Genomic DNA, 25,583 nt, shown 5'->3' with positions numbered 1-25,583 from the left:
GGAATTCTGTCGCTTACTGTTTTCTGCATTGTCTCTCATGGGCTCAGCCGTAAGAGGAAAGCTCAAGAGCTACTTACCTTAAGGCTCTTTTCGCCCTAACAAGTGTCTGCCTGGCTTGCTGAAGCCTACTCTAAATCGAATGTGGGTGGAGAGGCAAGGCTCAGAAAGACCTGATAACCGGGTAAGGGCGTCGTCGCGACCACTGAATCGAACCTTCCGATAAAGTTGTGGCATCTTCTGGTGCGAGACTGAGTTCTGAAGAAAACAATCCTGAGTGTTGGCGTAGCTTATAACGATAGGTCCCTTGCGGTAGGGCTAGAACCTTCCCTCGGCCGTTGCTGATGGCAAATTCGGTTTCACTGCAGACGCTAAACGAAATATGGTCGTTTAGCTGTTGGGCTAGATCCTCTTTAGATAAGCCGGAATGAAGCTGGCACTCAAGTTGAGGGCTTGTTTCCCGCCCTGTTAGATTGTTAAAGAGAATAAGCGATAGATCGTCCTGATAAAGTGGGTGCCAGAAGCATGTGGACAGTTCTGGGCTTTCTGTTTGGATAGTCTGTGGCTCTAGGATAACCCAAAAGTCTTTCCCGGGAATCTGATCCTGAGGCAGGCGCAATGTGAGCACTCCTGTTCGGGTGTTCTTGAAGGCTTTTAGAAGGCTATGGAGTTCGTGATAAGAGTCATAAAAGCTGGCTGCCAGAGCCTGGTTGATTTGCTCAGTGGGCATCTCTTGGGCACATAGGGCTTTCTGCCAATGAGCAGGTGTCATAGAAACCGGCAGCTCCAGCTTTTTGGAAAGCGACACAATGGAGCAGAGTTCTTGCAATCGCTCGGGCTTCGGGTTTGCCAAGGCTCGATGGAGCTTACGAGTCAGGGCAACCCGCCGGGCAAGAACATATGGGTGCCTTTGGCGAAACCGGAACAGATCCTTCTCAAGCTCCTTAATTTTTTCCTTACCTTGAACTGCGCTCAAGCTAGGTAGCAAGCATGTTAATCCTGTATCTCGATATTCAAAATGGCAGAATGGGGCAGCTTCCCGAAGCAGGTTTACAAATCGCTCCTGGAGAGCTTTGGCCTCAAGCTTGACACTGGCCTTACCCTGCTGGGCTTCGTTGCAGATCTGTTGGGTTTCTTCGGATGAGAAGAGAGGAGGTTGTTGCCCCCAAAGTTTTTTACCATCTATTTCGATGGTCGTGGTGTTTCCACCTTCCTTGGGAAAACTAATCTTCCCCCTGTGATGGCCGTAAGGGCTGCGAAAGTCGAAAAACATCTGGTCGATGCTTTTTGGGCATTGGTCGGGGTCGACCATGACAAACGACGACTCGTTGGCATCAAAGTAGACTAGAGTACGGGTTGGGACTTCCTGAAAGGGCTGGGAACTGATCATTTCGCAAGATGTCAGCAGGGTGCTAACTGCGATGGCTCTCAGGCACGACTTAAAAGCTGGTAATTTTTTGAACTGCAAAATCAATCGTCTCATTGAAACCGCCGAGCGACGGATTAGTAGATTCTACCGACCAAGATAAGGGCTGACAAAGTTGCAGAACCAACTGAGAGACAACGTTGCCATCTTCATCTTCGGTGATCAGGTGGATATCCTGCAGCCCCATCTTGCGCTGCATCCGATTTTTTGCCCATAGGTATAGGGATGGATCGGTTACAAACTCTCTCGATAGGCGTACGGTTTGATAAGTATCCCCGTCAGTATCTGGGTATCCGTCTTCGGCGAAGAGCTGCAGGCCATCGATCTGGTCGAAGGCTCCATAGTTTACGCCATCAATTTCGACATAGGTAGTTAGGACAGGGTTGTAAAAGGCCGCCTTAATTTGATGGCTTCCTACGGCAATCACCGCAATCATGGGAACCAGAAGCAAGGCCACGCGCAATATGATCTTATTGCGGTACATGATTCTCCCTAATAATTCAGTTTGGCTCACTAAAAAGGTTAGCACAGGCCGTCAAGTTTTTGAACTACAACGATTTCAAATTTCTGAATTCTGGCTTAGCTGCGACAAGCGATCACTTCAATTTCAACATCAGCATTTAATGGCAGCCTAGCGACTTCAACAGTTGCTCGTGCTGGATAAGGTGGAGTGAAATATCCAGCATAAACATCGTTTACTTTGCTGAAGTTTTCCATATCTTGCAAATAAATAGTTGTTTTTATCACGTCGGAGAGCTTGGCTCCCGCTGCTTCCAGGACATTTTGCAAGTTTTTCATGACCTGATGTGTCTGCTCCTGGATATTGCCTTCGATGAGTGAGCCAGATTGAGGGTCGAGAGGCACCTGGCCCGAACAAAAAATCCATGGCCCGTGGCAAGCTGCTTGTGAGTAAGGGCCAACGGCTTTGGGGGCCGATTCGGTTGAGATGGTTTCAATCGACATAAGTATTCTCCCTAGGGTGCGGTGAATTGTTGGTCATAAGTCTGTTTGAGGTCTTGCAGGATCCCCTGAGGAGTATCGCTATTTTTTTCCAATTGACCAATGATTTCTTTTGCTTCGTCCTCTTGGTCCAAGGCAAAGAAAGCCTGAGCAACGTGAGATTTTATTTTCCATGAGGCCTTCTTGCCTTCTACCCGTTCCAGCTGCCACATGATATTGGGAATTTTTTCGAATTGCTGGGCCAAGCCTAGTGCTGCTGTATACTCGACAAGGTACTCCTCATCGCGAATCCCAGATTCAAACGGCAACTCTAGTAGTTGAGCCTTGAACAATGGGTCGTCTGGAGCAATCAGATGGGCAGCTAGAGACAGCCCTGCATAGGAATTATGCTCCTCGGCCAGGTCTCGCACCTTCTCGCCTGCGCTTGGTTGGTCTGAGCTAATAAACACTGATGCAATGGTTTCCCAAAGGCGATGGTGATTAGGCTCTGCACTCAGTCCTGCCTTGGCCCAGACGAGGGCATCTTGATCTTTATGCTGAGCATAAAAAAGACTGGCAAGATTGACGTAAGGAGACGATTCACTAGGCTCAAGCTCTTGAGCCTTTCGCAGCGCCAACTCAGCTTGCTCTAGGTCCGATTCCATCATGTATGCCGAGCCAATTGCCAACATGGCTCGAAAGTTCTCTGTAGCCTCTGGAAAGCTGTGGCTTTCATAAAGCGATACAGCAGCCTGACTCATACCCATGTTAGTAAGCTCCTCGATCAAATCTACATGATCGAGAATGGTATCGGGGCGACGATCTGGAATGAAAGCTAGGAGGTCGCTTTGAAATCCTGCTGCATCGGCTTCGCGATGACCTTCGGAATCACCTTTGTACTGCTGGTCGCTAATACCAATATACTTGCGGGTGGTTGGCCCCATGGGGAATTGAAACCATTGTTGCATTTACGTCTCCTTGGCGTTCAAACTCATCTTCTGAACGCGGATATGAATGTCGCGAAGCTCATCGCTGCTGACTTCCTGGGGTGAGGATGTCATCAAGCACGAGCTTTTATTCGTTTTGGGAAAAGCTATGACATCTCGAATAGACGTAGCCCCTGCCAATATCATCACCAGACGGTCCAGGCCGAAGGCAATACCTCCATGGGGAGGAGCGCCATAACGAAGAGCTTCGAGAAGAAAGCCAAAGGTTTCCTCTGCTTCCGACGGTGATAAACCAAGGGTTTGGAACACTTGGTTTTGAAGGTTAGCATCGTGAATTCTAATGGAGCCACCTGCTATTTCGTGTCCATTCAAGACTAGATCATAGGCTGCAGCCCTGACCTGTTCAGGCTTTGCTGACAGTAAAGGTATATCGTCTTCCAGAGGAGAGGTAAAGGGGTGATGGCATGCTGCAAGCTTTCCATTCGGAAGGGTTTCAAACAAAGGGAAGTCTGTAACCCATGCAAAACAAAGAGACTGAGGGTTGTAAAGCTGCAAGATCCTACCAAGTTCGATTCTTAAAGCGGCCAAGGACTGCTTTACAGTCTTGTAGTCGTCGGCTCCGAAAAAGATGGTGTCACCAGGCTTAAGGCCCAAAGTTTTGTTTATCTCTGCAATGGCCTGATCTCCCACAAATTTGGCAATGGGTGACTGCCAGCTTTCGACTCCTTGACCCTCCTTGACTTTCGCCCAAGCCAACCCCTTAGCTCCATGTTGGCACACTATTTCTGTAAGGGCATCGATATCTTTTCGACTCAAATTGCCACAGTTCTCGGGAACAACAAGACCGTTAATGATGCCTCCGAGGCTGATTGCCTGGCTGAATACTTTGAACTCAGTATCCGAAGCAATGCTACTTAAGTCGACAAGGGGCAGGTCGAAGCGCAAATCTGGCTTATCGGTGCCATAGCGCTCCGTTGCAGTGGTATAGGATATTCTTTTGAATGGCGGAAGGCTTAGCCCCTTAACGTCTTTGATGACTTGAGTCGTGATCTCTTCCATCAGAGTCATGACCTCTTCTTGGCCCACAAATGAAAGCTCACAGTCAACCTGGGTAAACTCTGGCTGTCGGTCGCTCCTTAGATCTTCATCGCGGAAGCATTTGACAATTTGGTAGTAGCGATCGAAGCCAGACACCATCAGAACTTGCTTAAAGACTTGGGGGCTTTGAGGCAAAGCAAAAAAAGAGCCCGGATGAATACGAGAAGGTACCAAAAACTCTCGTGCTCCCTCTGGAGTGGATTTATAGAGATACGGAGTTTCTATCTCCATGAAACGCTCATATTCGAGAGCCCTTCTGAAGCTGCTAGCAACCTTGGCTCTTAGAACGAGCGCGTCGCGAAGTTCGGGGCGACGAAGGTCCAAATAGCGATACTTGAGCCTGATGTTTTCATGAGTCTCTGACTGGTCTTGGATTTGAAACGGGAGGGTGGCCGAAGGGTTAAGAATCTTAGCTTGGTGCACTTCAATTTCTATCGCGCCTGTGCGGATACTATCGTTATCCATACCATCAGGTCTGCGCCGAACTCTTCCCTTTGCTGCTAAAACATATTCATGACGACATGACTCTGCAACCTGATGGGCGTCGGGAGATATTGCTGGATCGAGCACCAGCTGAGCGACACCATAGCGATCACGTAGATCGATAAAAACCACGTGGCCGTGGTCTCGACGATGATGGACCCAGCCCATGATGGTGACAGTTTCATCAATGCTACGTTCAGAAATTTCGCCCAAGTGGTGGGTTCTTGTCCAACTCTTGCTCATGGAGGTAGCCTCATGCTCTACTTGATCTTTGTGATGATTGTAGAGCAATGATGGCACATATTAGGCGGGAAGCCTAGCGCGGTATTGCCGCGCTTTAGGGAGGACTAGCCGAAGCGTCCACCAATGTAGTCTTGAGTAAGTTGGTTCGCCGGAGTCGAGAAAACCTTGCTGGTGTCGTCGTACTCCACCATATCGCCATTATACATAAAGGCCGTGTACTCTGAGATCCGAGCCGCCTGCTGCATGTTATGGGTTACGATGATGATGGTATACTTTTCTTGCAACTCGGTGATTAAGCGCTCGATAGCTAAGGTGGACTGAGGGTCAAGGGCTGAACATGGCTCATCCATCAGGATAATCTCAGGGTCCATGGCAATGGCTCTGGCAATACACAACCGCTGTTGCTGACCACCGGATAGAGCGAGACCGCTGCTATTCAGTTTGTCTTTAACCTCATCCCATAAGGAAGCACGACGCAGGGATGTTTCCACCAATTCATCCATATCTCCTTGGTAGCCGTTAATCTTAGGACCCCAGGTGATATTTTTGTAGATAGACGAAGAGAAGGGGTTTGGTTTCTGAAAAACCATGCCTACTTGGCGCCTAAAGTCGGTGACGTCAATGGGGCTATTGTAGATGTCGGTTCCTCGGAATAGAACATCCCCAGCGATGCTAAAGCTATCGATGAAATCGTTCATTCTGTTGAGAGTGCGCAATAGAGTACTCTTACCACAACCAGATGGCCCAATGAGCGCTGTGACCGACTTCTCCTTGAAATCGATGTTCACATCGTTGACGACCTGCGAGTCTCCGTAGGACAACGATAAGTTTTTGGTTTGCAATACGGGAGTGCTCATCGTTTCTCTTCCTTCCACTTGAGGCGTAGAATAATCGCCAATGAATTACATACTATTAGGAACCCAAGGAGCACAATGATGCCAGCTGCGGCAAGCTCGTGGAACTCAACCTGTGGCCTTGAAGTCCAGTTAAAGATTTGAATCGGTAGCGCAGTAAAAGCATCCAGTGGTCCTTCAGGAGTGAAGGCGACATAAGTGAGTGCACCAATCATAATCAATGGTGCGGCTTCCCCTGCAGCACGTGCCATGGCTAGAATGATACCAGTCAGAATCCCTGGAAGTGCAGAAGGTATCACGTGATCTCTCACAGCCTGCCAGCGAGTTGAGCCCAAGGCAGCAGCTCCGAGCCGGATACTGTCAGGAACGCTCTTCAGGGCTTCCCGGGTGGCAATAATAATCACTGGCATGACCAGCAGGCTTAAAGTAAGCGCTCCAGCAACAACAGATCGGTCTAGATTCATAAAGCGAACAAAGAGTGTGAGGCCCAACATACCGTAGATGATTGACGGTACACCCGCTAGGGTTGCAATGTTAACTTCTAACCAGCGATTCAGGCGATTCTTGGGAGAAAGCTCTTCGAGGTAAATGGCAGCACCGACTCCGAATACGACTGAGAATAGAAGCGTTAAGCCGCCGAGCCAGATGCTACCCCAGATCGCTGATTTGATACCAGCCTTCTCTGGGAAACGAGAGGGAAAGCTGTCAAGAAATTGAAGGTCAAGCCAGTGCCAGCCTTCCTCAAAGACCCTTGCCAAAAGCACAAATAGGGTGCCGAGGGCGACGAATGTAGCCAAGGCTATGATTCCGTGGAAGGCACGCTCTTTCAGGCGCCGGGTATTATGTTTGGGTTGGAACAAACCTCGCTCCGAGGCCATGGAGTCTCCTTGTGTAGTCTCGCTAGATCCTAAGGACCTATTAGATAGAGTATCCGCTTGCTGAGTCATTACTCATATCTCCTCGCAAAGGTCTTGACGATATATTGGGATACAAGATTCATCATTAGAGTCATGAGGAACAACAGCAGGCCAACAGCAAAAATAGATTGGTATTCTATCGAACCATGTGGTGTATCCCCTAAGCTCACTTGGGCTATGTAGGCGGTCATGGTTTGAATGCCTACAAACGGGTTGACGGTAACTTGTGGTGTGGCACCCGCTGCTAGAGTAACAGCCATGGTTTCTCCGATAGCGCGGGAGAAACCGAGAATAAACGATGCTAAAATTCCACTGAGAGCAGCTGGTGTTACGACTTGAGTCACAACTTCAAACTTACGAGCACCTAAAGCAAAGGCACCCTCGCGGAGTGCCTTTGGAACTGCTGCCAGCGAATCATCGCATATGGAAGCGATGGTCGGCAGGATCATAATCCCAACGACGATGGCTGCGCTCGCCGCATTAAAAACTTCGACACCTGGAAACATACTCCTAAGCCACGGAGTGACCGTCGTCAAAGCAAAGTAGCCATAAACAACGGAAGGGACTCCTGCGAGAACTTCCAGCATAGGTTTAAGTATAGAGCGGGATCGACTTGATGCATATTCACTCAAGTAAATGGCAATACCCAGCCCGAGGGGTAGAGCCACCATGAGAGAACCCACCGCTACCAGGAGTGTACCCGAGATGAGCGGAAGGACCCCGAAGGATCGAGGCTCGAATAAAGGCGCCCAGCGGGTCGTGAACAAAAATTCAGAGATCGAGATTTCTTCAAAGAAATGGAAGCTTTCCAAGAGCAAGACGGCATTGATTCCGATGGTCGTGACGATCGAAACCAGGGCACAGCCGAGCAAGGCTTTTGTGACGAGTCCTTCACGAAACTTCTGAAGGGGACGGTTCTTGACCCAGAGCTGGCTTGACACCTTGATTCTCCCTAGTGAGATTGGCTGGATTTTACGGCTTTACGAAAGTCAGCTAGTGCTTTCTCGTAAGTCTTTTTAGGAAGGGGGACGTAGCCAACTTCCTTTGAAAGACTTGCTGCATTCTCAATAAAGAATTCTACGAATTTTGCAACCTCTTCTCGTTGTGCAGCCTTCAAACTAACGTATATTAATAGAGGTCGAGCCAGAACGTACTTGCCACTCTCGATGGTTTGAGGGGTAGGAGTTACATAATTGTCACCTTTATCTGCAACAGAGACCAGGCCTAGCTTGCTTTCGTTAGCTTGGTAGTAGGCGTATCCAAAGTAGCCCATGGAGTAGAGATCAGCACTGACACCGCGAACAAGAACATTGTCATCTTCGCTAGATACATAGTCTGATCGAGAGCGGCGGGACTTGCCCATGACAGCTTCGGTGAAGAAGTCGAAGGTCCCTGAATCAGCGCCAGGGCCGTAGAGTTTAATCGGTTCATTCGGAAAGGTGCTGCGCACATCTTTCCAAGTTTTTACCTTGCTGTTGGGCTCCCAGATCTTCTTTAGCTCTGACATGGTGAGATTTTTGGCAAATTCATTCTTAGGGTGAAGAACAACAGAAACACCATCAAAAGCAACGGGAATTTCGATGTATTTTACGTGATTTTTCTCTGCTAACTTTTCTTCTTTCTCAGCGATTTCACGGGAAGCGTTGCTGATGTCAGTTTCACCAGATGTAAACTTTTTGAATCCACCTCCAGTACCGGAAAGCCCGACGGTGACCCGAACTCTTGGTTGAACCTTCTGAAACTCTTCAGCGACTGCCTCAGCGACAGGAAAAACGGTACTTGAACCATCGAGCTTAACGGTTCCTTTGAGCTTACCAGCGGAGATGGCTGGGCTAGCGAAAGACATGGTGAGAAACATGCCTAGTGAAAGATGGGAAAGCTTCATACAAGTACTCCTTATTTGTAAACCTTGGTCTAATTGCAAGCTGGCACACTGCTTACGTCTAAATCATCTAAAATGTACTATCAATGAACAGCAAATAAAACCGGCATCTCGCTTATGTTTGAGGCGTTGGAAGAGTTACCGTAAAGATAGAGCCTTTGTTCAATTCGCTTTGAACATTAATAGTTCCTTGAATCTGAATGACAAGGTGCTTGACGATGGCAAGGCCAAGTCCGGTGCCGCCATCATCACGAGATCGCGCCGAATCAACTCGGTAAAACCGCTCAAAGATTCGGGATTGATCCCTTTTTGAAATACCTATACCTGTATCCTCTACTGTGAGCACGACCTGGGACGTTTTTTGAGTTAGTCCGACTGTAATCGAGCCACCTTCTGGAGTGTAGTTAAGTGCATTTTGTAGAAGGTTATCGAGAATATGAGTCATCGCCTTACGGCTCCCCATAACCTTTGAAATTGAATCGGGGGCATTGAGATTAAATCGAATGCTCTTCTTCTTAAGGTTGATTTCTTGTCTCATTAAGACTTCACTAATAACTGGTTTCCAGTCTACTGATTCAAGAGAAATAAGGCCTTGATTAGCTTCGATGGTTGATAGTCGCAGTAGATCTGTTACCAGTGAAGTGATGCGCTCTATGTTTGCTTCGATGATTTTAAGAAATCGTTTGGCATCATCTTTGCTGTCTAAAGCGCCGCCTTCGATAAGAGTTTCAACGTAACCTTTGATAGATGTGAGCGGCGTTTTGAGTTCGTGGGATACATTGCTAGAAAATTCTCGACGAATCTGCTCCATCTTCTCACGTTTTGATATATTGGCTTGTACGGCTTCCGCCAGTCGGTTGATGGCTTTGCCAAGAGTACCGAGTTCGTTTTTAGGAAGGTGTCGTAGGCGAGCGTTATAGTTGCCGCGACTGATCGCTTCCGCCACGTGAGTGATGGCAGATATAGGTCTTGTGATTCGTTTGGCTAAAAACAAAGCAATCAATAGTGAAACAAACATACCCACCAAAGCGCCGATTCCTAGAACATAGCGAATGTCTTCAAGGCGTTTATCGAGCTTTGACATCGGTAAAGCAAAGCGCAGGTACACATGGTCGTCGCCACTAGTGATTTTTTTGGCGACGAAAAGCATAGGGAGTTTAAGAGTATCGCTGGATCGGACTGCTGTCCCCCAAGGCTGGTTCATAGATTGGGCGATCTCGGGGCGATCGATATGGTTTTGAAAGTTGATGTGATTCACTTCTGATTCGAAGAGTACATGCCCGCTACTATCGATCACTGTAATCCGGGTATCAGTGTTCTTAGCTGCTGATTCAAACAGTTCGGCGAGCTGGTCAGGGTGCCAACGATTGCGATCTTTTAATATGGGAGCGATCAGCGTGAGCTTCTCTAGGAGCATGTCTTTGCTATCGCTTTTAACAAATTCTTCGGTTCGAACGGTGAGGAGATAGCTAACCACAAATGTGGTTAAGCTTATAACAATGGCGTAAGAAAGAAGGTTGCGCCAGAAGAAACGAGACCGAAACATCAGCATTAAAGTTCCTTAAACTTGTAGCCTAGGCCGCGTACTGTTTGGATAAGATCCCGCGATTCGCCAAGTTTCTTTCTAATAGAGCGAACATGAACATCAATATTGCGGTCTATGAGAACCCCATCACCGCCGGTGACAGCATCAAGCAATCGATCTCTTGAAAGAACGATTCCTGGCCGTGAAATAAGAGCATTGAACAGTCGAAACTCAGCAAGTGTCATTGGGATTTGGCCGCCGTCCACTTTAACTTGGAACCTGGCCCGATCAACTTCAACCGCCCCCTGACGGATGACGTCTGCCTCTTCCCTCTCCTCAGCTTTAATCGTACGAAGTCTGGTGTAGACGCGAGCGACGAGTTCCTTAACGCTGAACGGTTTGACCATGTAATCATCAGCGCCAACGCCAAGTCCAAACACAATGTCTGTCTCTTCCCCTTTAGCGGTTAGCATAATTACGGGGACGGACTTGGTGTTTGGCAGTTCTCTCAGTTTCTTACAAACCTCAATGCCGCTGAGTTGTGGAAGCATGAGATCGAGTATGATCAAATCGACCGCTTCGCTTGTGGCCATTTTTAGGCCTTCAGCCCCATTGTTTGCCTGTAAAACTTCAAAACCTTCTCGGGTAAGATTGTATCTCAAAAGTTCTCGAATATCGGGATCATCTTCTACGACAAGCAATCTCTTCACGTTTTACCTCGCAAAGGTTCAAATGCTATTTTTGATTCGCACTAGCTATATGCCACCTATCTATTAATTGCAAAGGAAAACCCATGGAAAATGTGGAAAAATAGGCGCGCTATATTGGCTTGCATCTAAGTCGCAGAAAGGACCAGACTTTTGTGTATTTCCTGGATATCTGCGCTGAGGGGAAGGGTCGCGACAGGAATACTTAACTCATCGAAAATACTGGGGTCTCTGAAGTAGTCCTTCTCAGTTGTAAGCACTGCACGGCAGTTCTTTATCTTATCTTTAATCTCTCTTAATCTAAATGGCTCGTGATCCCTGACTATGTGAGTTTGGCTTATGCCGAGGCCTAGCTCTTGAACGCTTGTTAATAGTTTTTGGGGCTTCGCTATCCCCGTAATAACGGCAAGATCTTGGGTTGGAAATGGTTCGCCACTTCTGCTGGAGTGAACCACATTGAGAGATTTATGCTCAAACGTACTGAAGCGAATGCGATCACGAAAGTTTTGAAGTACTGGAGGCACCTGGTTAGATCTTGCTCTCGTTAGGAGGATGATATCAGCCCGCTCAAGCGTGCCTGGAAACTCTCTCAAACGCCCACAAGGGATGACGTGCCCATTGTCTAGTGGACGATCCGCATCTAGCAATACGATATCGAGATCTCTTTTGATCTGGCAGTGCTGAAAACCATCGTCTAGCAGCCAATGGGTAGGTTCTGGAAAGTGAGCCAGAAAGCGACGACACGCATCGATTCGTTTCGCACCGATAATGACTGGAACACTGGGTAAAAGCGCAGATTGCATCCGAGCTTCATCGGCATGAAAATCCTTACCGGATTGGGGAGTCAAGACAAGTTCGCGATCTAATAGGACTGCGTTATCATCTGCGTCAAGCCCTGATCGATAGCCTCGGGTAACAATTACAGGATGAAACCCTTGCTTAAGCAAGTAATTGGCAATCGCCACAGTTACCGGGGATTTGCCAGTGCCGCCGACCTCTAAGTTGCCGACAGAAATCACCTGGTTAGGCAGTCGGTGGCTCGTCAAAATCTTGCGATCGAACAAGGTTCGGCGAAATGCTTGGATTTGGCCATATAGATAACTTAGTGGCAACATAAGAAGGCGAATATTCACAATTAGCCTTTGATATCTTGGAGAAGTTGAGTCCAAGTGAAAATAGTCTTTTCTACTTGTAGCTTACGAAATCGGTCTAAACGCTTGCCTGGCTTAAATGGAGATTCAAGAACTGTGGTTTTCATAAAGCCATCGAAAGCAACACCAACCGTCCAAGCCCCGTTGGAATTCAATGCGCCTAGGGAAAGGGTAAGCACTTCAGGATCGGCGAGTTCGAGAGTTTTAAGGACAGTTTCATTGGCAAACTCTCGATCCTCTTGACACTGACTTAAGATACTAAAATGAGGACCTTGGCCTTCCTGAGTAGCGCGACCCATGCGCTCAGCTAAGACTCCAAAGCTACCTAGATCGAAGACTTTAACAGCTGGATACTCGGGAAGGATTTCGGTGACTAGTTTTGATGCAATATCGTTGTCGTCCTTGCTTATCAGCCAGGGGCGGATCGCCGCTTCCAAGCGTTCCAAATAGATCTTGTTGATTCCGAGGTCTTGATCGGGAGACCATATTTTAACTTCCACATATGGAATGTGTGGCCGATAGCCGCTGGTCAGAGTGCTGCCAGCGATGGCTTCCTCAACGATCTCCCCAAGGGCTGACTCTGATTGGCCAAGACAGTGCCACCGAAACAAGCTAAGGCCTTGAACACCCTGTGCAATGTCTTGCGCCAACTGATCCCCGATGTGGTCTCGCCAGATAGTTTTGATCTCGCGAGGTGGGCCTGGCAGGCACCAAACATGAACACCGTTCTTAAAAGCATAGAATGCATTGGCCGTACCTGCTGCGTTAGAAATAATACGACTGCTTTTGGGAAAGTAGCACTGCTGTCGATTGCTCTCAACGACTGGAACCCCGAACTCGGTAAGCCGTGCCACAATTCGTTGCCAAGACTCTTCATCAAATGTGAGCTCATCTTCTAGCCATGCGCAGACACTATGCCTAGTAAGGTCGTCTCGCGTGGGCCCAAGGCCTCCGGTGATCATGAGAATCTCAACATGGGGAGTCAAAAAGTTTATGGCGTCAAGGATCTGGCGGTGATCGTCTTGCACTGTTAGATGAGACATCACTTCTATCTTAAGGTGCTCCAATTCTTGACTAACCCAAGCTGCGTTGGAATTGACAATCTGTCCAGAGCTAACTTCGTTACCAATTGTTAGTACGGCTGCTTTCATTGAAACACTCTTTCTAGGCAACATTTTTAGGGCTGACCTACAGCCCCTGAATGCAAGGGAAATACTGTTATACCTGAACTTTGCCCAAGTGTGTAATTGCAAATTTGACGGTCTTAACGTTGTCTGAGGGCGTCAAAATTTCATAAAATAGAAAGTGGAGCCGTGGTCCTCCACGGATACAGTCCCAGACTCTCAGGCCCCTCAGGCCTCACGATCCATCGCTTTGATCAAACTTGTTCAGAAAGGTGTGCTATGGCAACCAATAAGTACACAGGTGCCCAAAAAGCTGCGATCCTGCTACTCTCGTTTGGAGAAGAAATCTCGGCCGAAATTTTCAAAAATATGACCGAGTTTGAAATCAAGCGTATCGGTAGTGCGATGAGTCGCTTGGGACGCTTAGAGCAAGAAGTGATCGATGAGATCATGATGGAGTTCTACGAGATCCTCCAACAGAACAAGAAGTTCTTCTACGGTGGAAACGACTTCACCATGAAGGTTATTGGTAGTGCCTTCAAGGGCGGTGAGGCTGATGACCTGATTGAGCAGCTCGCTTTGGGTTCGTCGGCTAATCTTGATGCCCTGGAGCTGATCGATCCTAGAACTTTGACAAACTTTATTCGGAATGAGCATCCACAAACCATTGCCCTAATTCTAGCTCACCTTGATCCCGGAAAGTGTGGAGAGGTGATTAAGTTGCTACCAGAAGCTCTTCATACAGAGATTATCCTGCGCATATCAAATCTCGATGCTGTTGCTCCGGAAATTATTGATGAGATTGATGACGTTCTCAGAAACGAAATTCAGGCTATGGGCTCCATTTCATCCCAGAAAATTGGTGGTGTTGAACCAATTGCTGAGATGTTGAACCTGATCGACAAAGCTACGGAAGAGCAAATTCTTGACAATTTGGAAGAACGTGATCCAGATCTCGCTGAGCAAATTAGGCAGCTTATGTTTGTATTTGATGATCTGGCGAAGATCGACGATCGTGGAATTCAAGAGATAATAAAGAATGTGAAGCCTGAGCAGTGGATGATTGCTTTGAAGACAGCCTCTGAGGCGGTAACAGACTTGGTCTTCCGAAATATGTCGGAGCGGGCAGCGAAGATGCTCAAGGAGGATATGGAGGCGATGTCGGCTGTGAAGTTGTCTGATGTTGAATCGATGCAGTTTGAGATTGTTCAAGTTGCTCGCAAACTAGAAGAAGAAGGCAAAATAATCATAGCACAAGGCGGAGAAGCCGCCTTCGTTTAAAGGCAGGGGAGAAATGAGGCGATAGCTGCGTTGCTCGGTCGGCTCCGGTCCTCATTTACCTGGGTAAACTCCGGTCCTCGCCTCCCTCGCGCCTTGCTCTCCCCTCATTTCTCCCCTGCCTTTGCGTGGTGAGGATTTTTTGTTTGTGCTCGCACTCGCTTTGCTCGTGGCTCGCCTTTGTTTACCTTGAGGTGATGCGTTGATGCGTTGAGAGTTGGAAAAGGCTTTGAGTGCAAGGCTTGCTTGGAATAAAAAACCGGAGCGTACCATGGTACGTGAGGATTTTTTATTCCAAGCATAACGCAGCAATCGAAGTCTTTTCCAACTCTCAACCCAGGTAGGCTTCCTTTACTTGCGGATCGTTTAATAGATCAGCGCTGTTCCCCTTCAACTTGACTTTGCCATTCACAAGCACATACCCTCGATGAGCAATTTTGAGGGCCTGGCTAGCATTCTGTTCGACTAAAAATATCGTGGTTCCAGTAGCTGAGATCTCTTTTAATATCCTGAAAATGTCCTTTACAATAATCGGGGCTAGGCCGAGACTCGGTTCATCGAGTAGTAAGATTTTGGGGCGACTCATGAGGGCGCGACCTATCGCCAGCATCTGTTGCTCACCACCGCTCAGGGTGCCTGCTCTTTGGTCCTTTCGTTCCTTTAGTCGAGGAAATGTTTCGTATACATGAGCTAGCCCTTCCGCCTCATATTTACCTTGATTGACAATTGTGCCCATCTTTAAATTCTCTTCAACAGTCATTTTAGGAAAGATGTGTCTGCCTTCTGGCACGAGAGCAATGCCTTTTTTGGCGATCTGGTGGGTTGGTAAAGAGGTAATATCTTCGCCGAAGAGGCGCACTTTTCCCCCTTGAGCTCTGGGATTGCCGAATATGCTCATGAGAAGCGTAGACTTTCCCGCTCCATTGGAACCGATGAGGCTGACAATCTCCCCTTCCTTAATGGTTAGAGAAACTCCATGAAGAGCCTGGATGGGGCCGTAGGATGCATTGATGTGATCGATTGTTAGAACCCCTTGATCCATTACTCTTCTCCTAGATAAGCTTTTAGAACAACGGGATTATTACGAATCTCCGTAGGAGTTCCTCTTGCGATTACATTGCCGTGATCTAAAACGATAATGTGGTCGGAAACTTCCATGACGAGAGACATATCATGTTCGATCACACATACGGTTACATTATGATTTGTGCGCAGGCGACTGATGAGGTTAGATAGATCTTTGGTTTCATTGTGGTTCAACCCCGCCGCTGGTTCATCCAAGCAGATAAGCTTGGCATCGGTACACATGGCTCGGGCGATTTCTAAGCGTCTCTGGTGTCCGTAGGGTAACTCTCCAGCGAGACGATCCGCATCGGCAGTAAGACCCACGATTGCTAGCCACTCTTTGGCTTTCTTTATGGCCTGAGCCTCCGAATCTCGAAAAGACCTGGTATTGAAAAGGTTTGCTAGAATATTTTTGTTTAAGCTTCGGTGCTGGGCAACTAGCAAGTTCTCGATGGCTGTCATGTCCTTAAATAGCCGTATGTTTTGGAATGTTCGTGAGATGCCTAGTGCCGCTACTTGATGGGAGCCACCAAACATTTTGTAAAATAGTTTTCGTCCGAACGAAATTGGGTTCACGAAGTCCTGGAGAGTAAAAGGCTGCCCAAGTATTATTTCAATGGAGTGAGTTCGATTCTTATCTTGGAACTGAATTCTGCCATCACTAGCCTTGTAAAATCCTGTAAGACAGTTGAAAACAGTGGTCTTACCAGCACCATTCGGCCCGATAATGGCTGTAACGGATCCTTTTGCAACTTCGAAACTCACTTGGTCAAGGGCTCTGATGCCACCGAAGCTTACTCCTAGGGAATCGACCTTTAAAATATCGTCCATATCAAACCTCTAGCTTCGCATAAGATTTTCGCTTAGTTTTCACCAAACCGCTGGGTCGCCAAATCATCATAGCCACCATGAGAACCCCAAAGATTAGAATGCGATACTCTTGGAAATCTCGAAGAACCTCGGGAAGCATCCTTAGGGTGATAGCTGCAAGGATGACCCCAGGAATGGAACCCATACCGCCCAAGACAACGATGGCAAGAATGATTGCGGACTCAAAGAATGTGAAAGAGTCAGGATTTACGAGCTCTTGAATTCCTGCGAAAAAAACACCAGCAACACCACCAATCATAGCTCCCAAGGAAAAAGCAGATAGCTTGACTGTCACGTGGTTGATGCCAAGGCTGCGACAAGCGATTTCATCTTCCTTGAGAGCTTCCCAAGCTCGTCCCCAGGGAGACGCCTTGAGGCGTATGCAGAAGTAACAAGCGCCGATAACAAAAGCTAATAAGCTAAAGTAGATAAAGCTTTTGCCGTAAGAAGGATCAAACTCGATTCCCAAGACCTCATGGAACAAAGGTGCACCCGTCATGGACCAAGCATTGAACTCCATTCCGAAGAGGGTTGGAGGTGGGGCCTCCATGCCGCTCGGCCCTCCTGTAAAATCAACCCAGTTCACGAGAACAAGATGAATGATTTCGCCGAAGCCTAAGGTCACGATCGCGAGATAGTCACCGTGCATCCTTAATACGGGAAAACCCAGAATTGCACCCATGATTCCTGCGGTGACAGCTGCGAATGGAATCGCTCCCCAGAAGCCAAGTCCCAGATAATGATTGCCGAGAGCGTAGCCGTACGCTCCCACTGCATAAAAGGCGACAAAGCCCAAATCTAATAAGCCAGCAAGTCCAACGACAATGTTGAGCCCAAGTCCGAGAAGAACATATATTAGAGCGAAGTTAAGGCTTGTAATCCAAGATTGACCGATGAAGGGTAGCACGATAGCGAGGCCTAGTAAGCCAGCAAGAAGCGATCTTTGCTGCGGTCGCGATAGCTTCAACTGAGGACGTTTGGTCATGCCTACAGAAAGCTGAGGCCCTAGGCCTCGTATGATATTGAAAACGAACGAACCAGCTAAGACTAAAGTGGCAAGAATAAAAGGCCGCGTGGGGTGCGCTTTGAAGTCATAGCCATCCAATACAAGGCCTGTAATTGGCCCAAAGACAGCAAGGGCAAATAGGCCCGAAATTAAAGCAGATCGCATCGCATGCCTCATGGAAACAAATAAATTAGAATTCATCAGACTTTTTCAACCTCAGGTCGACCAAGCAATCCGCTGGGACGAAATATCAAGAAAACTACAAGTAGGGAAAAGGCAAATACATCTTTGTAATCGCTATTAACAAAGCCTGAAAACAAGCCTTCGGACATTCCTAAGATGATGCCGCCTAACATCGCTCCAGGGAGGGAACCGATTCCGCCGAGAACCGCTGCAGTAAAGGCTTTAACACCAGCTTTAAAACCGATATAGAAGTCGAATGACCCGTAGTTAAACGTGATGAGGAGGCCGGCGATGGCTGCCATTATCGAACCAATTACAAAAACGCTTGAAATGATATTATCGGTATTGATTCCTAGAAGGCGCGCCATCATCATGTCTTGCTGTGTCGCGCGGCAGGCTCTGCCCAGGGAGGTTTTGCCAATGATAAAAGTAAGTAAGGCCATAGCTAAAAACGAAACGACGATCATTCCAAGCTGAACGTAGGTGATTCTAAGATAGTGCTGTTCAGATCCAATGGTAATCGCCCCTTCTATAAGGGTTGGAACAGCTTGGTTTCGCGCTCCTTGGCTGACCATCACGTAATTCTGTAGGATAAGGGACATGCCGATGGCTGAGATCAATGGTGTTAGTCGCGACGAGCCTCGCAAGGGTTTATAGGCTACTCGCTCGATCACAAACCCATAGATGCTGGTAAAGATGATAGTTCCAAATAAAACTAGGAGAATCGTGATCGGAATCCATGTTATGCCCATCCAGGTGAGGACCGCGAGACAAATGGCAGTTAAATAGGCGCTGATCATATAGATTTCACCATGAGCGAAGTTGATCATTCCTATGATTCCATAGACCATCGTATAGCCAACCGCTATTAAACCGTAAGTGGAACCTAGAACCAAGCCATTGATGAGCTGTTGACCAATGGTATAGAGATCCATATGTGTCTCCGTGGGTAGTGTGCTGACCTATTATTAGAATAGGCTAGAGATGTAAGGCAGCCTGCAGCAGTTAGCTTGCTGCAATAGCTTTTCATCAAGTGTAAATGGTAGGAATTCAAGTTTAGATTTCGTTGTAGTTACCCTTATCGTCCCAACGGTAAATCACATAGTCGCTCTTGGTCAGATCTCCTAACTTATCCCACTTTTTCGGCCCCATGATCGTATTGCTACCGTTGGTTTTTAGCCAATTGGCAAGGGCTACCCCTTTGGTGCTTTTAGTCGATTGCATCGCGGCAACGATGGCTTCCACTGAAGCATATGCATATAGTGTGTAGCCTTCAGGCTTATAGCCATCCTGCTTAAAGCTTGCGACCACATTTTTAGTAGTGTCGTACTTTAAGGGATCGCGACCAAAGGTTACATAGACGCCATCAACGAACTGGGAGCCGCCTGCTGCTGTAACGAAGTCATTGGAAACAATCCCATCACCGGAAACAAAGTGGGCTTTGAGCCCCTGTTGCCTCATTTGCTTGAGTAAGGGGCCTGCTTCCGAATGGAGACCACCAAAGTATACAACATCTGCCTGCTTTGCTTTGATTTTAGTCACAAGAGTATTGAAGTCTTTATCGCCGCGAGTAATACCCTCGAATAGGGCCTCTTTCACCATTGGTGCAACCTTACTTAGACTCTCTTTCATTGCGTCTGCTAAGCCACGGCCGTAGGTGGTCTTATCGTGTACAATAGCAACTGTTTTCGCTTTTAGGTCCTGGGAAATAAATCGAGCTGCAACTTGGCCTTGTTGATCATCGCGGCCGCACATCCGGAGAACGTTAGGAAGTTTACGTTCTGTAACTTTAGGGTTCGTGGATGCTGGAGTCACCATAATAACGTTATGGGACATGTATGTTTTTGATGCGGGAATGGTCGATGCAGAACAGAAATGCCCGACAACAGCATTGGCCTTGTACTTGGATACAATTTCATTGGCAGCATTCACAGCACCCATCGGCTTACACTCATCATCGACCTTGACTATTTCAAGGGTCTTTCCTAAGACGCCACCAGCTTTGTTGATGTTTTGAGCTGCTTTTTCAGCGCCTTTTAGCATTTGCTCACCAAACGCGGCGTATGGCCCGGTGTGAGGACCAGCGACAGCGATCTTAATGGTTTTCGATTCTGCTTGGGCATGACTGCTAAAATATAAGGCCAAACCAAGTATGAGTTTGAGAATAGTACGCATAAAAAGTCCTCAAGAGTCTTGCTAGTGTTGAAAAGCTGCCCTTGTTATAGAAAGGCCGGCCCAAAATTTCTAGCAATTTTCCGAAGGGGCGAAACTCAGAATGGTGGGTTAACTAAAATTAAGGCAGTAGGGAGACTTTCTGAAGCGAGTCTCCCGTGAAAGCAAACTGCTACTTGTCCCATAACTGCTGATGATGCTTCAAGAGATCTTGGAATCGATCTTCCCTAATAGCATCCCGTATATCGTGAATCAAATGTAGGTAGTAGGTTAGATTATGTAAGGTAAGTAAGCGGAGTGCCGTAATTTCTTTCGCAATAAAAAGGTGCCTGAGGTAGCTTCGTGAGAAGTTCTGACACGTATAGCAAGAGCATTCAGGGTCTAATGGCGATTCATCAAACTGATGCTTCTGATTCTTAATATTGACTTTACCAAGTGAGGTGAACAGGGTTCCGTTTCGGCCATTCCGTGTTGGCATCACGCAGTCGAACATATCAACACCGTAGTTGACCGACTCAATAATATCCAGTGGAGTACCCACTCCCATCAGATAGCGAGGCTTATCTTCCGGCAGGTGCTCGCAGCAAAAATCCGTTGTTTCTCGCATCGCTGGCTTAGGCTCTCCCACCGACAAACCACCGATCGAAAAACCTTCAAAACCCAGCTCACCAAGCCCTTCCAAGCTTTGCTTGCGCAAGTCATGATACATACCGCCCTGCACGATTCCGAACTGCCAAAGTTCATCCCGGCTTTTTACTTCCCGACATCGTTTTGCCCAGCGTAGTGAGCGCTCCATAGAGTGCTTAGCCTCTTCTGGAGTGGCAGGGTAGGGTGTGCATTCATCGAGAACCATATGGATATCAGCGCCAATGGTTTCCTGAATTTCGACCGCAAGCTCTGGGGTTAGGTTGATTTTTTTGCCGTCAATATGGCTTTGAAAAACACAGCCTTCTTCAGTGATTTTCCGGAGCTGGCCCAAACTAAATATTTGAAAGCCACCGCTATCAGTGAGAATCGGTTTATCCCATTGAATAAACTTATGGAGGCCATTGAAATGACGAATCACATCGAGGCCAGGGCGAAGATAAAGGTGGTAGGTGTTTCCTAATATGATCTCAGCACCAAGGGTTTTAAGATCTTCAGGCACCAAAGACTTGACCGAGCCAACCGTTCCGACTGGCATAAAAATCGGTGTATTCACCACACCGTGGGCCAATGTCATCTGGCCGAGCCGGGCTCGGCCATCAGTTTTGTGAACCTTGAACATGGGATCGCCTTTCACATTAGACAATCGATTTGCCAAGAGCTGAGAGAATCAGATCAACGGTGAGGTTGGCTGATTGCGCTCCGACATCGGTATATGGGTTTAGCTCAACAAACTCAAGGGAGCCGAGCTTTTTGGTTTCATATAGCATTTCGAGAAGAAGATGTGCCTCCCGCAATGTGAGACCACCACTCACAGGGGTGCTAACTCCTGGCGCATAGCGGGGGTCGATTCCGTCAATATCGAATGAAACATGCAGTGCTTTGGTATTGGCGGAAACTTTTTCAATTGCTTCTTTCATCACCCGAAACATTCCACGCTCGTCGATATCGCGCATTGAATAGTAATTCACACCACTCGCTTTGAGCACTCGCTTTTCATCGTCGTCGATGGTGCGAATACCAATAAGAGCGACATTTTCAGGTTTCAACTTGGGGCCATCACCACCAATTTTACAAAGTTCAGGGTGGCCATCACCCATGAGGGTCGCTAGCGGCATCCCATGGATGTTGCCAGAAGGCGAAGAGTCAGGGGTATTGATGTCAGCGTGAGCGTCAACCCAAACTACGCCGAGTTCCCCACCTTGTTCCTTGTGGTGCTTTGCGATACCAGAGATGGTGCCAATTGCAATACTGTGATCGCCGCCGACAACTAGAGGAATATTTCCTGATTGAACCGCGTTGTGGGTCTTGCCGCACAGATCTTCACAGATCTGGGTTAAAGGCTGAAGAAACTTCTCATCTTGAATTTCTTGGCTTAGGGAGTCGCGCACAGGGACGAATAGATCGCCAATATCGCGTACTTTGTAGCCCTGGATTTCTATCTTCTTTTTCAGGCCAGCGATCCGCAGGGCGGCAGGGCCCATCAAGGCTCCCCTCATATTTGCACCCAAATCTGAAGGCACACCAATAATTTCAATGGCTTTTTCGTGTGTCATCGGGACCCCACTGATTAATGTTTATGTCAAGGATCAAGTCTGCCAAATCAATATGACAGGAAAGGGTGTTTTAGTTGATTCGTAAGATTAGGTCAATGCTTGCCTAAGGCTAAACTAGTCCAGGGTGGCTTACCCTGGACTGAAGAAGTCAAAAGTTAGGGTCGATGGGTTGATTATAACGAGTTAACCAATCCAAGGGCGATTTGCGGTTGTGCGTTAGCTTGCGCCAGAACAGAGGAGCCAGCTTGCTGAAGGATCTTCTGAGAGGTGTAGCGAGCTGTCTCCGCTGCAAAGTCCGTATCTTCGATACGACTATTGGCAGCACTTAAGTTCTCGGTTTGAACCCCCAAGTTGTTGATGGTCGATTGTAATCGGTTTTGAATCGAACCAAGATACGATCGATATTCTGAAACCCTCACCAACGCGTCGTCCATCTTCATGATGCTGCTCTGTGCTGCTTCTTTAGTGTTGACTCGGGTACCTTCTTCACTTGCCCCGATGTCCAACGATCCATCACCGGATGTGAAGGCGTTGATATTGTTCAAGTCGATCTTGATAACGTTGACTTGATTAGATTGATCGATAGCATCCGATTCTTCGTAGTAGTCTTTACCGATTTGAATTTCGAGTGGGAACGTGCCTTCGGCATTAGCGATTTCGTCGGAAACGTCATTCTCACCAATCAAGAGTCGGGTTCCGTTGAACTCAGTGGCGTTGGCAATACGGTCAATCTCATCTTTAAGTGCTACAAATTCCTTATCCAGAAACTCGCGTTCGGTGTTGCCAATAGTGTCACTGGCTGACTGAATCGATAGCTCCCGGAGTCGGGTTAGCATTGAAGTGGTCTCCATCAAGCTGCCTTCTGCTGTTTGCACGAGGGAGATGCCGTCGTTAGCATTTCTCTTAGCCTGATTGAGTGATCGAATGTCAGCTCCCAAGTTTGATGAAATCGCCAAACCCGCAGCATCATCTGCGGCCTTGTTGATTCTCTTACCGGAAGCTAGCTTTCCTGAACTTTCTTGAATGGCTTGTGTGGATGTTGCTAATCGCCGTTGTGCGTTTAGCGAGGCAACATTGGTGCGAATGCGTAAGCCCATACAGACCTCCTGTCCTAATTGATGGTTACGAAAAATACGTCATGTATTTGTTTTGCAGATCGACTGCATTCAGGACTTGTTAAGGAAAAAGCGAGGTCGCGAGGGCAGGTGGCTGAAATAACTTAGGAAAAAAAATACTTCTTACCCCTTTTTAGCAAGGGGGTTTGTAGTTTTCTGTAATGTGGCTAAAGAAATTGCGTAAAAATACTTGCCCAGACTCAAATAGGGTTTCATCAAGCTCAACAGGTAAACTTTGGTTCATCACAAAACCAGGCCCCGCCTCTGGGTGGGACTGCATGCCCCAAATAGGCTTTTGAGTATGGAAAAAACCGTCAACAGGGCAGTCGTCACTCCAAGCGAAGATCTCACATTGGGGGCCCAAGCTCGTCACATGTTCTCGATGTGAGACAATAAACAACCCTTCTTTTTGATCTCTTGAAAATTCAATTGTTGATTTGATAATGATTTTTCTCATTCCTACCAATTTCTTTTGGTCGGGGCTTACGAAGCCAATGCTGCCTCCTAGTAGATGGGCGAGCAGTTGGTGCCCATAGCACAACCCCAAAGTAGGGACGCCCTCGTTGAGCTTCTGCAGTAGCCAGGGATGGAAAGTCTTTTGCCACGCTAAATCGTCATGCACTGAAGCGCCACTGCCTAATACCACTAAAGCATCGGGGTGAGCCCGTAGCTGGTTCAGAGAGTCAAGGCCATAAAGACAAGGCAAGTGATAGGTGAGCTTAGCGTTCGTTAAGTCTTGGAGTCTATTAAAAGAATCAATCTCGGCTACCCGAGATGCTGGGTCAATAATCGCGATGTGGGCTCTGCTCACAGAAAAGCTCCTCTGGCCTCGGCTCTGGCCGGGCATAATAATTGAAAGCCGATGGCTCCTATGGCATGATCAGCCTTTGTTGTTATTACGAACTAGACAAGAAGGTTATCCCATGCTTGAGCACGTCAAGGCAAGCCTTACAGAGGCCAAGACCGCCCTTGAAAATTTACTGGAGAACGAGGCAGCCATGGGCAAAATCGTTCAGGCAGCAGACCTCCTATCGGAGTGCTTTGAGAGTCGCGGGCATGTTTATTCCTGCGGCAACGGTGGCTCCATGTGTGATGCCATGCATTTTGCAGAGGAGTTGTCTGGTCGCTTTCGAAAGGATAGGCCAGCTCTAGGCGCTATTGCAATGGGGGATGGTGCACATATCACCTGTACGGGTAATGACTTTGGGTTTGAAGAAGTCTTTTCTAGATTTATCGAAGCTCATGGCCGCTCTGGGGATGTGCTCCTAGGTATCTCTACAAGTGGTAAAAGCGAAAACGTGATTCGGGCTGTTCGTCGTGCGAAAGAGTTGGGGGTGAAAACGATCTGCCTGACAGGCAAACCAAACAGTGCTTTGTCCGAACTTGCGGATGTCGAAATCTGTACCCCTGGTGGACGCTTCGCAGATCGAGTGCAAGAGCTTCATATCAAGGTGATTCATACTCTTATTGAGTTGGTTGAGCGAAAGCTTTTTAACGAAACTTACGAGGTCTGATGATGAGTGAGACCATATTTGACAAGATTATTGCTAAAGAGATTCCTGCGGATATCGTGTTTGAAGACGATCATGTGCTTGCCTTTCGTGATATTAATCCACAAGCCCCGGTTCATGTTCTTGTGATACCGAAGAAGAAGATGGTTAGCATGGCTGATGCGAAAGATCGTTCAGCACTGGAGTTAGGCGAGTACATGCAGCGCATATCAAAAGTCGCTGCAGAGCTTAACCTTGATGCTGAAGGATATCGGGTGGTGTTCAACCACGGGCAGAATGGAGGCCAGACTGTTGATTACATTCATGCTCATATTCTTGGTGGTCGAAACTTAACTTGGCCTCCGGGTTAGAGGATGGCCCCCGCTTGAGAATCGGGGGTGCGCAAATTACTTAACGGCTTCCTTGAGCTCTTTACCAGGGCGAAAGACAGGAACCTTTCTTGCTGGAATTTGGATCTCTTCGCCAGTTTGAGGATTGCGTCCCATGCGAGCTTTACGGTCTGAAACAGAGAATGTTCCGAAGCCAACAAGCTTCACCCCATCTTTGCTGTTGATGTTATTGCTAACAACGTCAATAAATGCGTCTAAAGCCTTCTCTGTATCGGCCTTCGTCGCACTGGTGATCTTTGCCATAGCTTCGACCAACTCGGCTTTGTTCATGAGAACCTCCAAAGATTTCATCTTTTTTGTAGTAGTAAGGGTACGCTGGTAAAGGTTTACAAGGGTGACGATGATTGTCAAGGAGAAGTGGAAAATAGATGTTGTTTGGAGAAGAAAAATTGTTACCGATCGCAAAATAAGATACATCTTGACGCTTTGAAAGGGTTCGCCCAACAATGGATCTGAGCTTATTAATAAAGGGTTTTTTGAGTGCCTTTAAGAATTGCAAA

The 25,583-nt window shown here is 47.5% G+C and carries 26 protein-coding genes; 3 read left to right on the top strand and 23 right to left on the bottom strand.

Annotated features, from left to right (window positions below):
- Nucleotides 1–160: 160 nt before the first annotated feature.
- The 13 genes from B9N89_RS28610 to B9N89_RS28550 form a co-directional block, all read right to left on the bottom strand.
- Entirely contained in the window at nt 161–1,480 is a 1,320-nt protein-coding gene (locus B9N89_RS28610; RefSeq protein ID WP_132325490.1) for a hypothetical protein, read from the bottom strand.
- Nucleotides 1,437–1,907: a hypothetical protein gene (locus B9N89_RS28605; RefSeq protein WP_132325492.1), complete on the bottom strand. Its 471-nt coding sequence runs from the start codon at nt 1,905–1,907 to the stop codon at nt 1,437–1,439. Before B9N89_RS28605 ends, B9N89_RS28610 begins: the two co-directional genes overlap by 44 nt.
- 95 nt (nt 1,908–2,002) lie before the next feature.
- On the bottom strand, nt 2,003–2,386 hold the full coding sequence (locus B9N89_RS28600) for a RidA family protein (RefSeq protein ID WP_132325494.1): 384 nt from the start codon (nt 2,384–2,386) through the stop codon (nt 2,003–2,005).
- An 11-nt stretch (nt 2,387–2,397) separates the two neighbouring features.
- On the bottom strand, nt 2,398–3,330 hold the full coding sequence (locus tag B9N89_RS28595) for a tetratricopeptide repeat protein (RefSeq protein ID WP_132325496.1): 933 nt from the start codon (nt 3,328–3,330) through the stop codon (nt 2,398–2,400).
- Complete coding sequence (aspS, locus tag B9N89_RS28590) at nt 3,331–5,133, bottom strand: aspartate--tRNA ligase (RefSeq protein WP_132325498.1); 1,803 nt, start codon at nt 5,131–5,133, stop codon at nt 3,331–3,333.
- Nucleotides 5,134–5,237: 104 nt separating this feature from the next.
- Nucleotides 5,238–5,990 (bottom strand): phosphate ABC transporter ATP-binding protein PstB, encoded by a 753-nt coding sequence (gene pstB, locus B9N89_RS28585; RefSeq protein WP_132325500.1) that lies wholly within the window; start codon nt 5,988–5,990, stop codon nt 5,238–5,240.
- A complete protein-coding gene (gene pstA / locus B9N89_RS28580; protein ID WP_200820814.1) occupies nt 5,987–6,934 on the bottom strand; it encodes a phosphate ABC transporter permease PstA in 948 nt (315 codons plus the stop codon). Before pstA ends, pstB begins: the two co-directional genes overlap by 4 nt.
- Nucleotides 6,934–7,845: a phosphate ABC transporter permease subunit PstC gene (gene pstC, locus B9N89_RS28575; RefSeq protein ID WP_200820813.1), complete on the bottom strand. Its 912-nt coding sequence runs from the start codon at nt 7,843–7,845 to the stop codon at nt 6,934–6,936. Before pstC ends, pstA begins: the two co-directional genes overlap by 1 nt.
- A gap of 11 nt (nt 7,846–7,856) precedes the next feature.
- The gene (locus B9N89_RS28570; protein ID WP_132325504.1) at nt 7,857–8,789 is read right to left on the bottom strand and encodes a PstS family phosphate ABC transporter substrate-binding protein; all 933 of its coding nucleotides are present in this window, start codon (nt 8,787–8,789) and stop codon (nt 7,857–7,859) included.
- Between the two features lie 112 nt (nt 8,790–8,901).
- Nucleotides 8,902–10,338, bottom strand: a complete 1,437-nt coding sequence (locus B9N89_RS28565) for a sensor histidine kinase (protein WP_132325506.1) — start codon at nt 10,336–10,338, stop codon at nt 8,902–8,904.
- Nucleotides 10,338–11,021, bottom strand: a complete 684-nt coding sequence (locus B9N89_RS28560; RefSeq protein WP_132325508.1) for a response regulator — start codon at nt 11,019–11,021, stop codon at nt 10,338–10,340. The genes B9N89_RS28565 and B9N89_RS28560 overlap by 1 nt, the downstream gene beginning before the upstream one ends.
- Nucleotides 11,022–11,146: 125 nt before the next feature.
- A complete protein-coding gene (gene lpxK, locus B9N89_RS28555) occupies nt 11,147–12,133 on the bottom strand; it encodes a tetraacyldisaccharide 4'-kinase (protein ID WP_207912385.1) in 987 nt (328 codons plus the stop codon).
- 20 nt (nt 12,134–12,153) lie between these two features.
- Complete coding sequence (locus tag B9N89_RS28550; protein WP_159455707.1) at nt 12,154–13,320, bottom strand: competence/damage-inducible protein A; 1,167 nt, start codon at nt 13,318–13,320, stop codon at nt 12,154–12,156.
- A 252-nt stretch (nt 13,321–13,572) separates the two neighbouring features.
- On the opposite strand from B9N89_RS28550, the gene fliG reads away from it, so the two are divergent.
- Nucleotides 13,573–14,574 carry a flagellar motor switch protein FliG gene (fliG, locus tag B9N89_RS28545; RefSeq protein WP_132325514.1) on the top strand — a complete coding sequence of 334 codons (1,002 nt, stop codon included), beginning with the start codon at nt 13,573–13,575 and terminating at the stop codon, nt 14,572–14,574.
- A 328-nt stretch (nt 14,575–14,902) separates the two neighbouring features.
- On the opposite strand, the gene B9N89_RS28540 is transcribed toward fliG, so the two are convergent.
- The 9 genes from B9N89_RS28540 to B9N89_RS28500 form a co-directional block, all read right to left on the bottom strand.
- Complete coding sequence (locus B9N89_RS28540) at nt 14,903–15,613, bottom strand: ABC transporter ATP-binding protein (RefSeq protein WP_132325516.1); 711 nt, start codon at nt 15,611–15,613, stop codon at nt 14,903–14,905.
- Nucleotides 15,613–16,467: an ABC transporter ATP-binding protein gene (locus tag B9N89_RS28535; protein WP_132325518.1), complete on the bottom strand. Its 855-nt coding sequence runs from the start codon at nt 16,465–16,467 to the stop codon at nt 15,613–15,615. Before B9N89_RS28535 ends, B9N89_RS28540 begins: the two co-directional genes overlap by 1 nt.
- A gap of 1 nt (nt 16,468) precedes the next feature.
- Nucleotides 16,469–17,713: a high-affinity branched-chain amino acid ABC transporter permease LivM gene (livM, locus tag B9N89_RS28530; protein ID WP_132325520.1), complete on the bottom strand. Its 1,245-nt coding sequence runs from the start codon at nt 17,711–17,713 to the stop codon at nt 16,469–16,471.
- Nucleotides 17,713–18,630, bottom strand: coding sequence for an ABC transporter permease subunit (locus tag B9N89_RS28525; protein WP_132325522.1), 918 nt, complete (start codon nt 18,628–18,630; stop codon nt 17,713–17,715). Before B9N89_RS28525 ends, livM begins: the two co-directional genes overlap by 1 nt.
- Nucleotides 18,631–18,751: 121 nt before the next feature.
- A complete protein-coding gene (locus B9N89_RS28520) occupies nt 18,752–19,870 on the bottom strand; it encodes a branched-chain amino acid ABC transporter substrate-binding protein (protein WP_132325524.1) in 1,119 nt (372 codons plus the stop codon).
- Between the two features lie 169 nt (nt 19,871–20,039).
- Nucleotides 20,040–21,134, bottom strand: coding sequence for a tRNA guanosine(34) transglycosylase Tgt (gene tgt, locus B9N89_RS28515; protein ID WP_132325526.1), 1,095 nt, complete (start codon nt 21,132–21,134; stop codon nt 20,040–20,042).
- Between the two features lie 16 nt (nt 21,135–21,150).
- Nucleotides 21,151–22,068: an arginase gene (gene rocF, locus B9N89_RS28510; protein ID WP_132325528.1), complete on the bottom strand. Its 918-nt coding sequence runs from the start codon at nt 22,066–22,068 to the stop codon at nt 21,151–21,153.
- A gap of 173 nt (nt 22,069–22,241) precedes the next feature.
- Nucleotides 22,242–23,165 (bottom strand): flagellin N-terminal helical domain-containing protein, encoded by a 924-nt coding sequence (locus B9N89_RS28505; protein WP_132325530.1) that lies wholly within the window; start codon nt 23,163–23,165, stop codon nt 22,242–22,244.
- A 151-nt stretch (nt 23,166–23,316) separates the two neighbouring features.
- Nucleotides 23,317–23,994 (bottom strand): type 1 glutamine amidotransferase, encoded by a 678-nt coding sequence (locus tag B9N89_RS28500; RefSeq protein ID WP_159455706.1) that lies wholly within the window; start codon nt 23,992–23,994, stop codon nt 23,317–23,319.
- 112 nt (nt 23,995–24,106) lie between these two features.
- Between B9N89_RS28500 and B9N89_RS28495 the strand changes: the two genes are divergently transcribed.
- Nucleotides 24,107–24,697: a D-sedoheptulose-7-phosphate isomerase gene (locus tag B9N89_RS28495; protein WP_132325534.1), complete on the top strand. Its 591-nt coding sequence runs from the start codon at nt 24,107–24,109 to the stop codon at nt 24,695–24,697.
- Between the two features lie 2 nt (nt 24,698–24,699).
- A complete protein-coding gene (locus B9N89_RS28490) occupies nt 24,700–25,044 on the top strand; it encodes a histidine triad nucleotide-binding protein (RefSeq protein ID WP_132325536.1) in 345 nt (114 codons plus the stop codon).
- A gap of 36 nt (nt 25,045–25,080) precedes the next feature.
- Here the strand turns inward: B9N89_RS28490 and B9N89_RS28485 are convergent, their stop codons facing one another.
- Complete coding sequence (locus B9N89_RS28485; RefSeq protein ID WP_132325538.1) at nt 25,081–25,353, bottom strand: HU family DNA-binding protein; 273 nt, start codon at nt 25,351–25,353, stop codon at nt 25,081–25,083.
- Between the last annotated feature and the right edge of the window lie 230 nt (nt 25,354–25,583).

The sequence above is a fragment of the Pseudobacteriovorax antillogorgiicola genome (genome assembly GCF_900177345.1).
Classification (GTDB): Bacteria; Bdellovibrionota_B; Oligoflexia; order Oligoflexales; family Oligoflexaceae; genus Pseudobacteriovorax; species Pseudobacteriovorax antillogorgiicola.
The sequence above is the reverse complement of the archived record's forward strand: the minus strand, read 5'-3'. Positions and strand labels throughout refer to the sequence as shown.

What these genes read in the sequence shown, in the direction of transcription:
- B9N89_RS28610 (WP_132325490.1), bottom strand. Translation starts at nt 1,480, where the DNA reads ATGAGACGATTGATTTTGCAGTTCAAAAAATTACCAGCTTTTAAGTCG.
- B9N89_RS28605 (WP_132325492.1), bottom strand. Translation starts at nt 1,907, where the DNA reads ATGTACCGCAATAAGATCATATTGCGCGTGGCCTTGCTTCTGGTTCCC.
- B9N89_RS28600 (WP_132325494.1), bottom strand. Translation starts at nt 2,386, where the DNA reads ATGTCGATTGAAACCATCTCAACCGAATCGGCCCCCAAAGCCGTTGGC.
- B9N89_RS28595 (WP_132325496.1), bottom strand. Translation starts at nt 3,330, where the DNA reads ATGCAACAATGGTTTCAATTCCCCATGGGGCCAACCACCCGCAAGTAT.
- aspS (WP_132325498.1), bottom strand. Translation starts at nt 5,133, where the DNA reads ATGAGCAAGAGTTGGACAAGAACCCACCACTTGGGCGAAATTTCTGAA.
- pstB (WP_132325500.1), bottom strand. Translation starts at nt 5,990, where the DNA reads ATGAGCACTCCCGTATTGCAAACCAAAAACTTATCGTTGTCCTACGGA.
- pstA (WP_200820814.1), bottom strand. Translation starts at nt 6,934, where the DNA reads ATGACTCAGCAAGCGGATACTCTATCTAATAGGTCCTTAGGATCTAGC.
- B9N89_RS28570 (WP_132325504.1), bottom strand. Translation starts at nt 8,789, where the DNA reads ATGAAGCTTTCCCATCTTTCACTAGGCATGTTTCTCACCATGTCTTTC.
- B9N89_RS28565 (WP_132325506.1), bottom strand. Translation starts at nt 10,338, where the DNA reads ATGCTGATGTTTCGGTCTCGTTTCTTCTGGCGCAACCTTCTTTCTTAC.
- lpxK (WP_207912385.1), bottom strand. Translation starts at nt 12,133, where the DNA reads ATGTTGCCACTAAGTTATCTATATGGCCAAATCCAAGCATTTCGCCGA.
- B9N89_RS28550 (WP_159455707.1), bottom strand. Translation starts at nt 13,320, where the DNA reads ATGAAAGCAGCCGTACTAACAATTGGTAACGAAGTTAGCTCTGGACAG.
- fliG (WP_132325514.1), top strand. Translation starts at nt 13,573, where the DNA reads ATGGCAACCAATAAGTACACAGGTGCCCAAAAAGCTGCGATCCTGCTA.
- B9N89_RS28540 (WP_132325516.1), bottom strand. Translation starts at nt 15,613, where the DNA reads ATGGATCAAGGGGTTCTAACAATCGATCACATCAATGCATCCTACGGC.
- B9N89_RS28535 (WP_132325518.1), bottom strand. Translation starts at nt 16,467, where the DNA reads ATGGACGATATTTTAAAGGTCGATTCCCTAGGAGTAAGCTTCGGTGGC.
- livM (WP_132325520.1), bottom strand. Translation starts at nt 17,713, where the DNA reads ATGAATTCTAATTTATTTGTTTCCATGAGGCATGCGATGCGATCTGCT.
- B9N89_RS28525 (WP_132325522.1), bottom strand. Translation starts at nt 18,630, where the DNA reads ATGGATCTCTATACCATTGGTCAACAGCTCATCAATGGCTTGGTTCTA.
- B9N89_RS28520 (WP_132325524.1), bottom strand. Translation starts at nt 19,870, where the DNA reads ATGCGTACTATTCTCAAACTCATACTTGGTTTGGCCTTATATTTTAGC.
- tgt (WP_132325526.1), bottom strand. Translation starts at nt 21,134, where the DNA reads ATGTTCAAGGTTCACAAAACTGATGGCCGAGCCCGGCTCGGCCAGATG.
- rocF (WP_132325528.1), bottom strand. Translation starts at nt 22,068, where the DNA reads ATGACACACGAAAAAGCCATTGAAATTATTGGTGTGCCTTCAGATTTG.
- B9N89_RS28505 (WP_132325530.1), bottom strand. Translation starts at nt 23,165, where the DNA reads ATGGGCTTACGCATTCGCACCAATGTTGCCTCGCTAAACGCACAACGG.
- B9N89_RS28495 (WP_132325534.1), top strand. Translation starts at nt 24,107, where the DNA reads ATGCTTGAGCACGTCAAGGCAAGCCTTACAGAGGCCAAGACCGCCCTT.
- B9N89_RS28490 (WP_132325536.1), top strand. Translation starts at nt 24,700, where the DNA reads ATGAGTGAGACCATATTTGACAAGATTATTGCTAAAGAGATTCCTGCG.
- B9N89_RS28485 (WP_132325538.1), bottom strand. Translation starts at nt 25,353, where the DNA reads ATGAACAAAGCCGAGTTGGTCGAAGCTATGGCAAAGATCACCAGTGCG.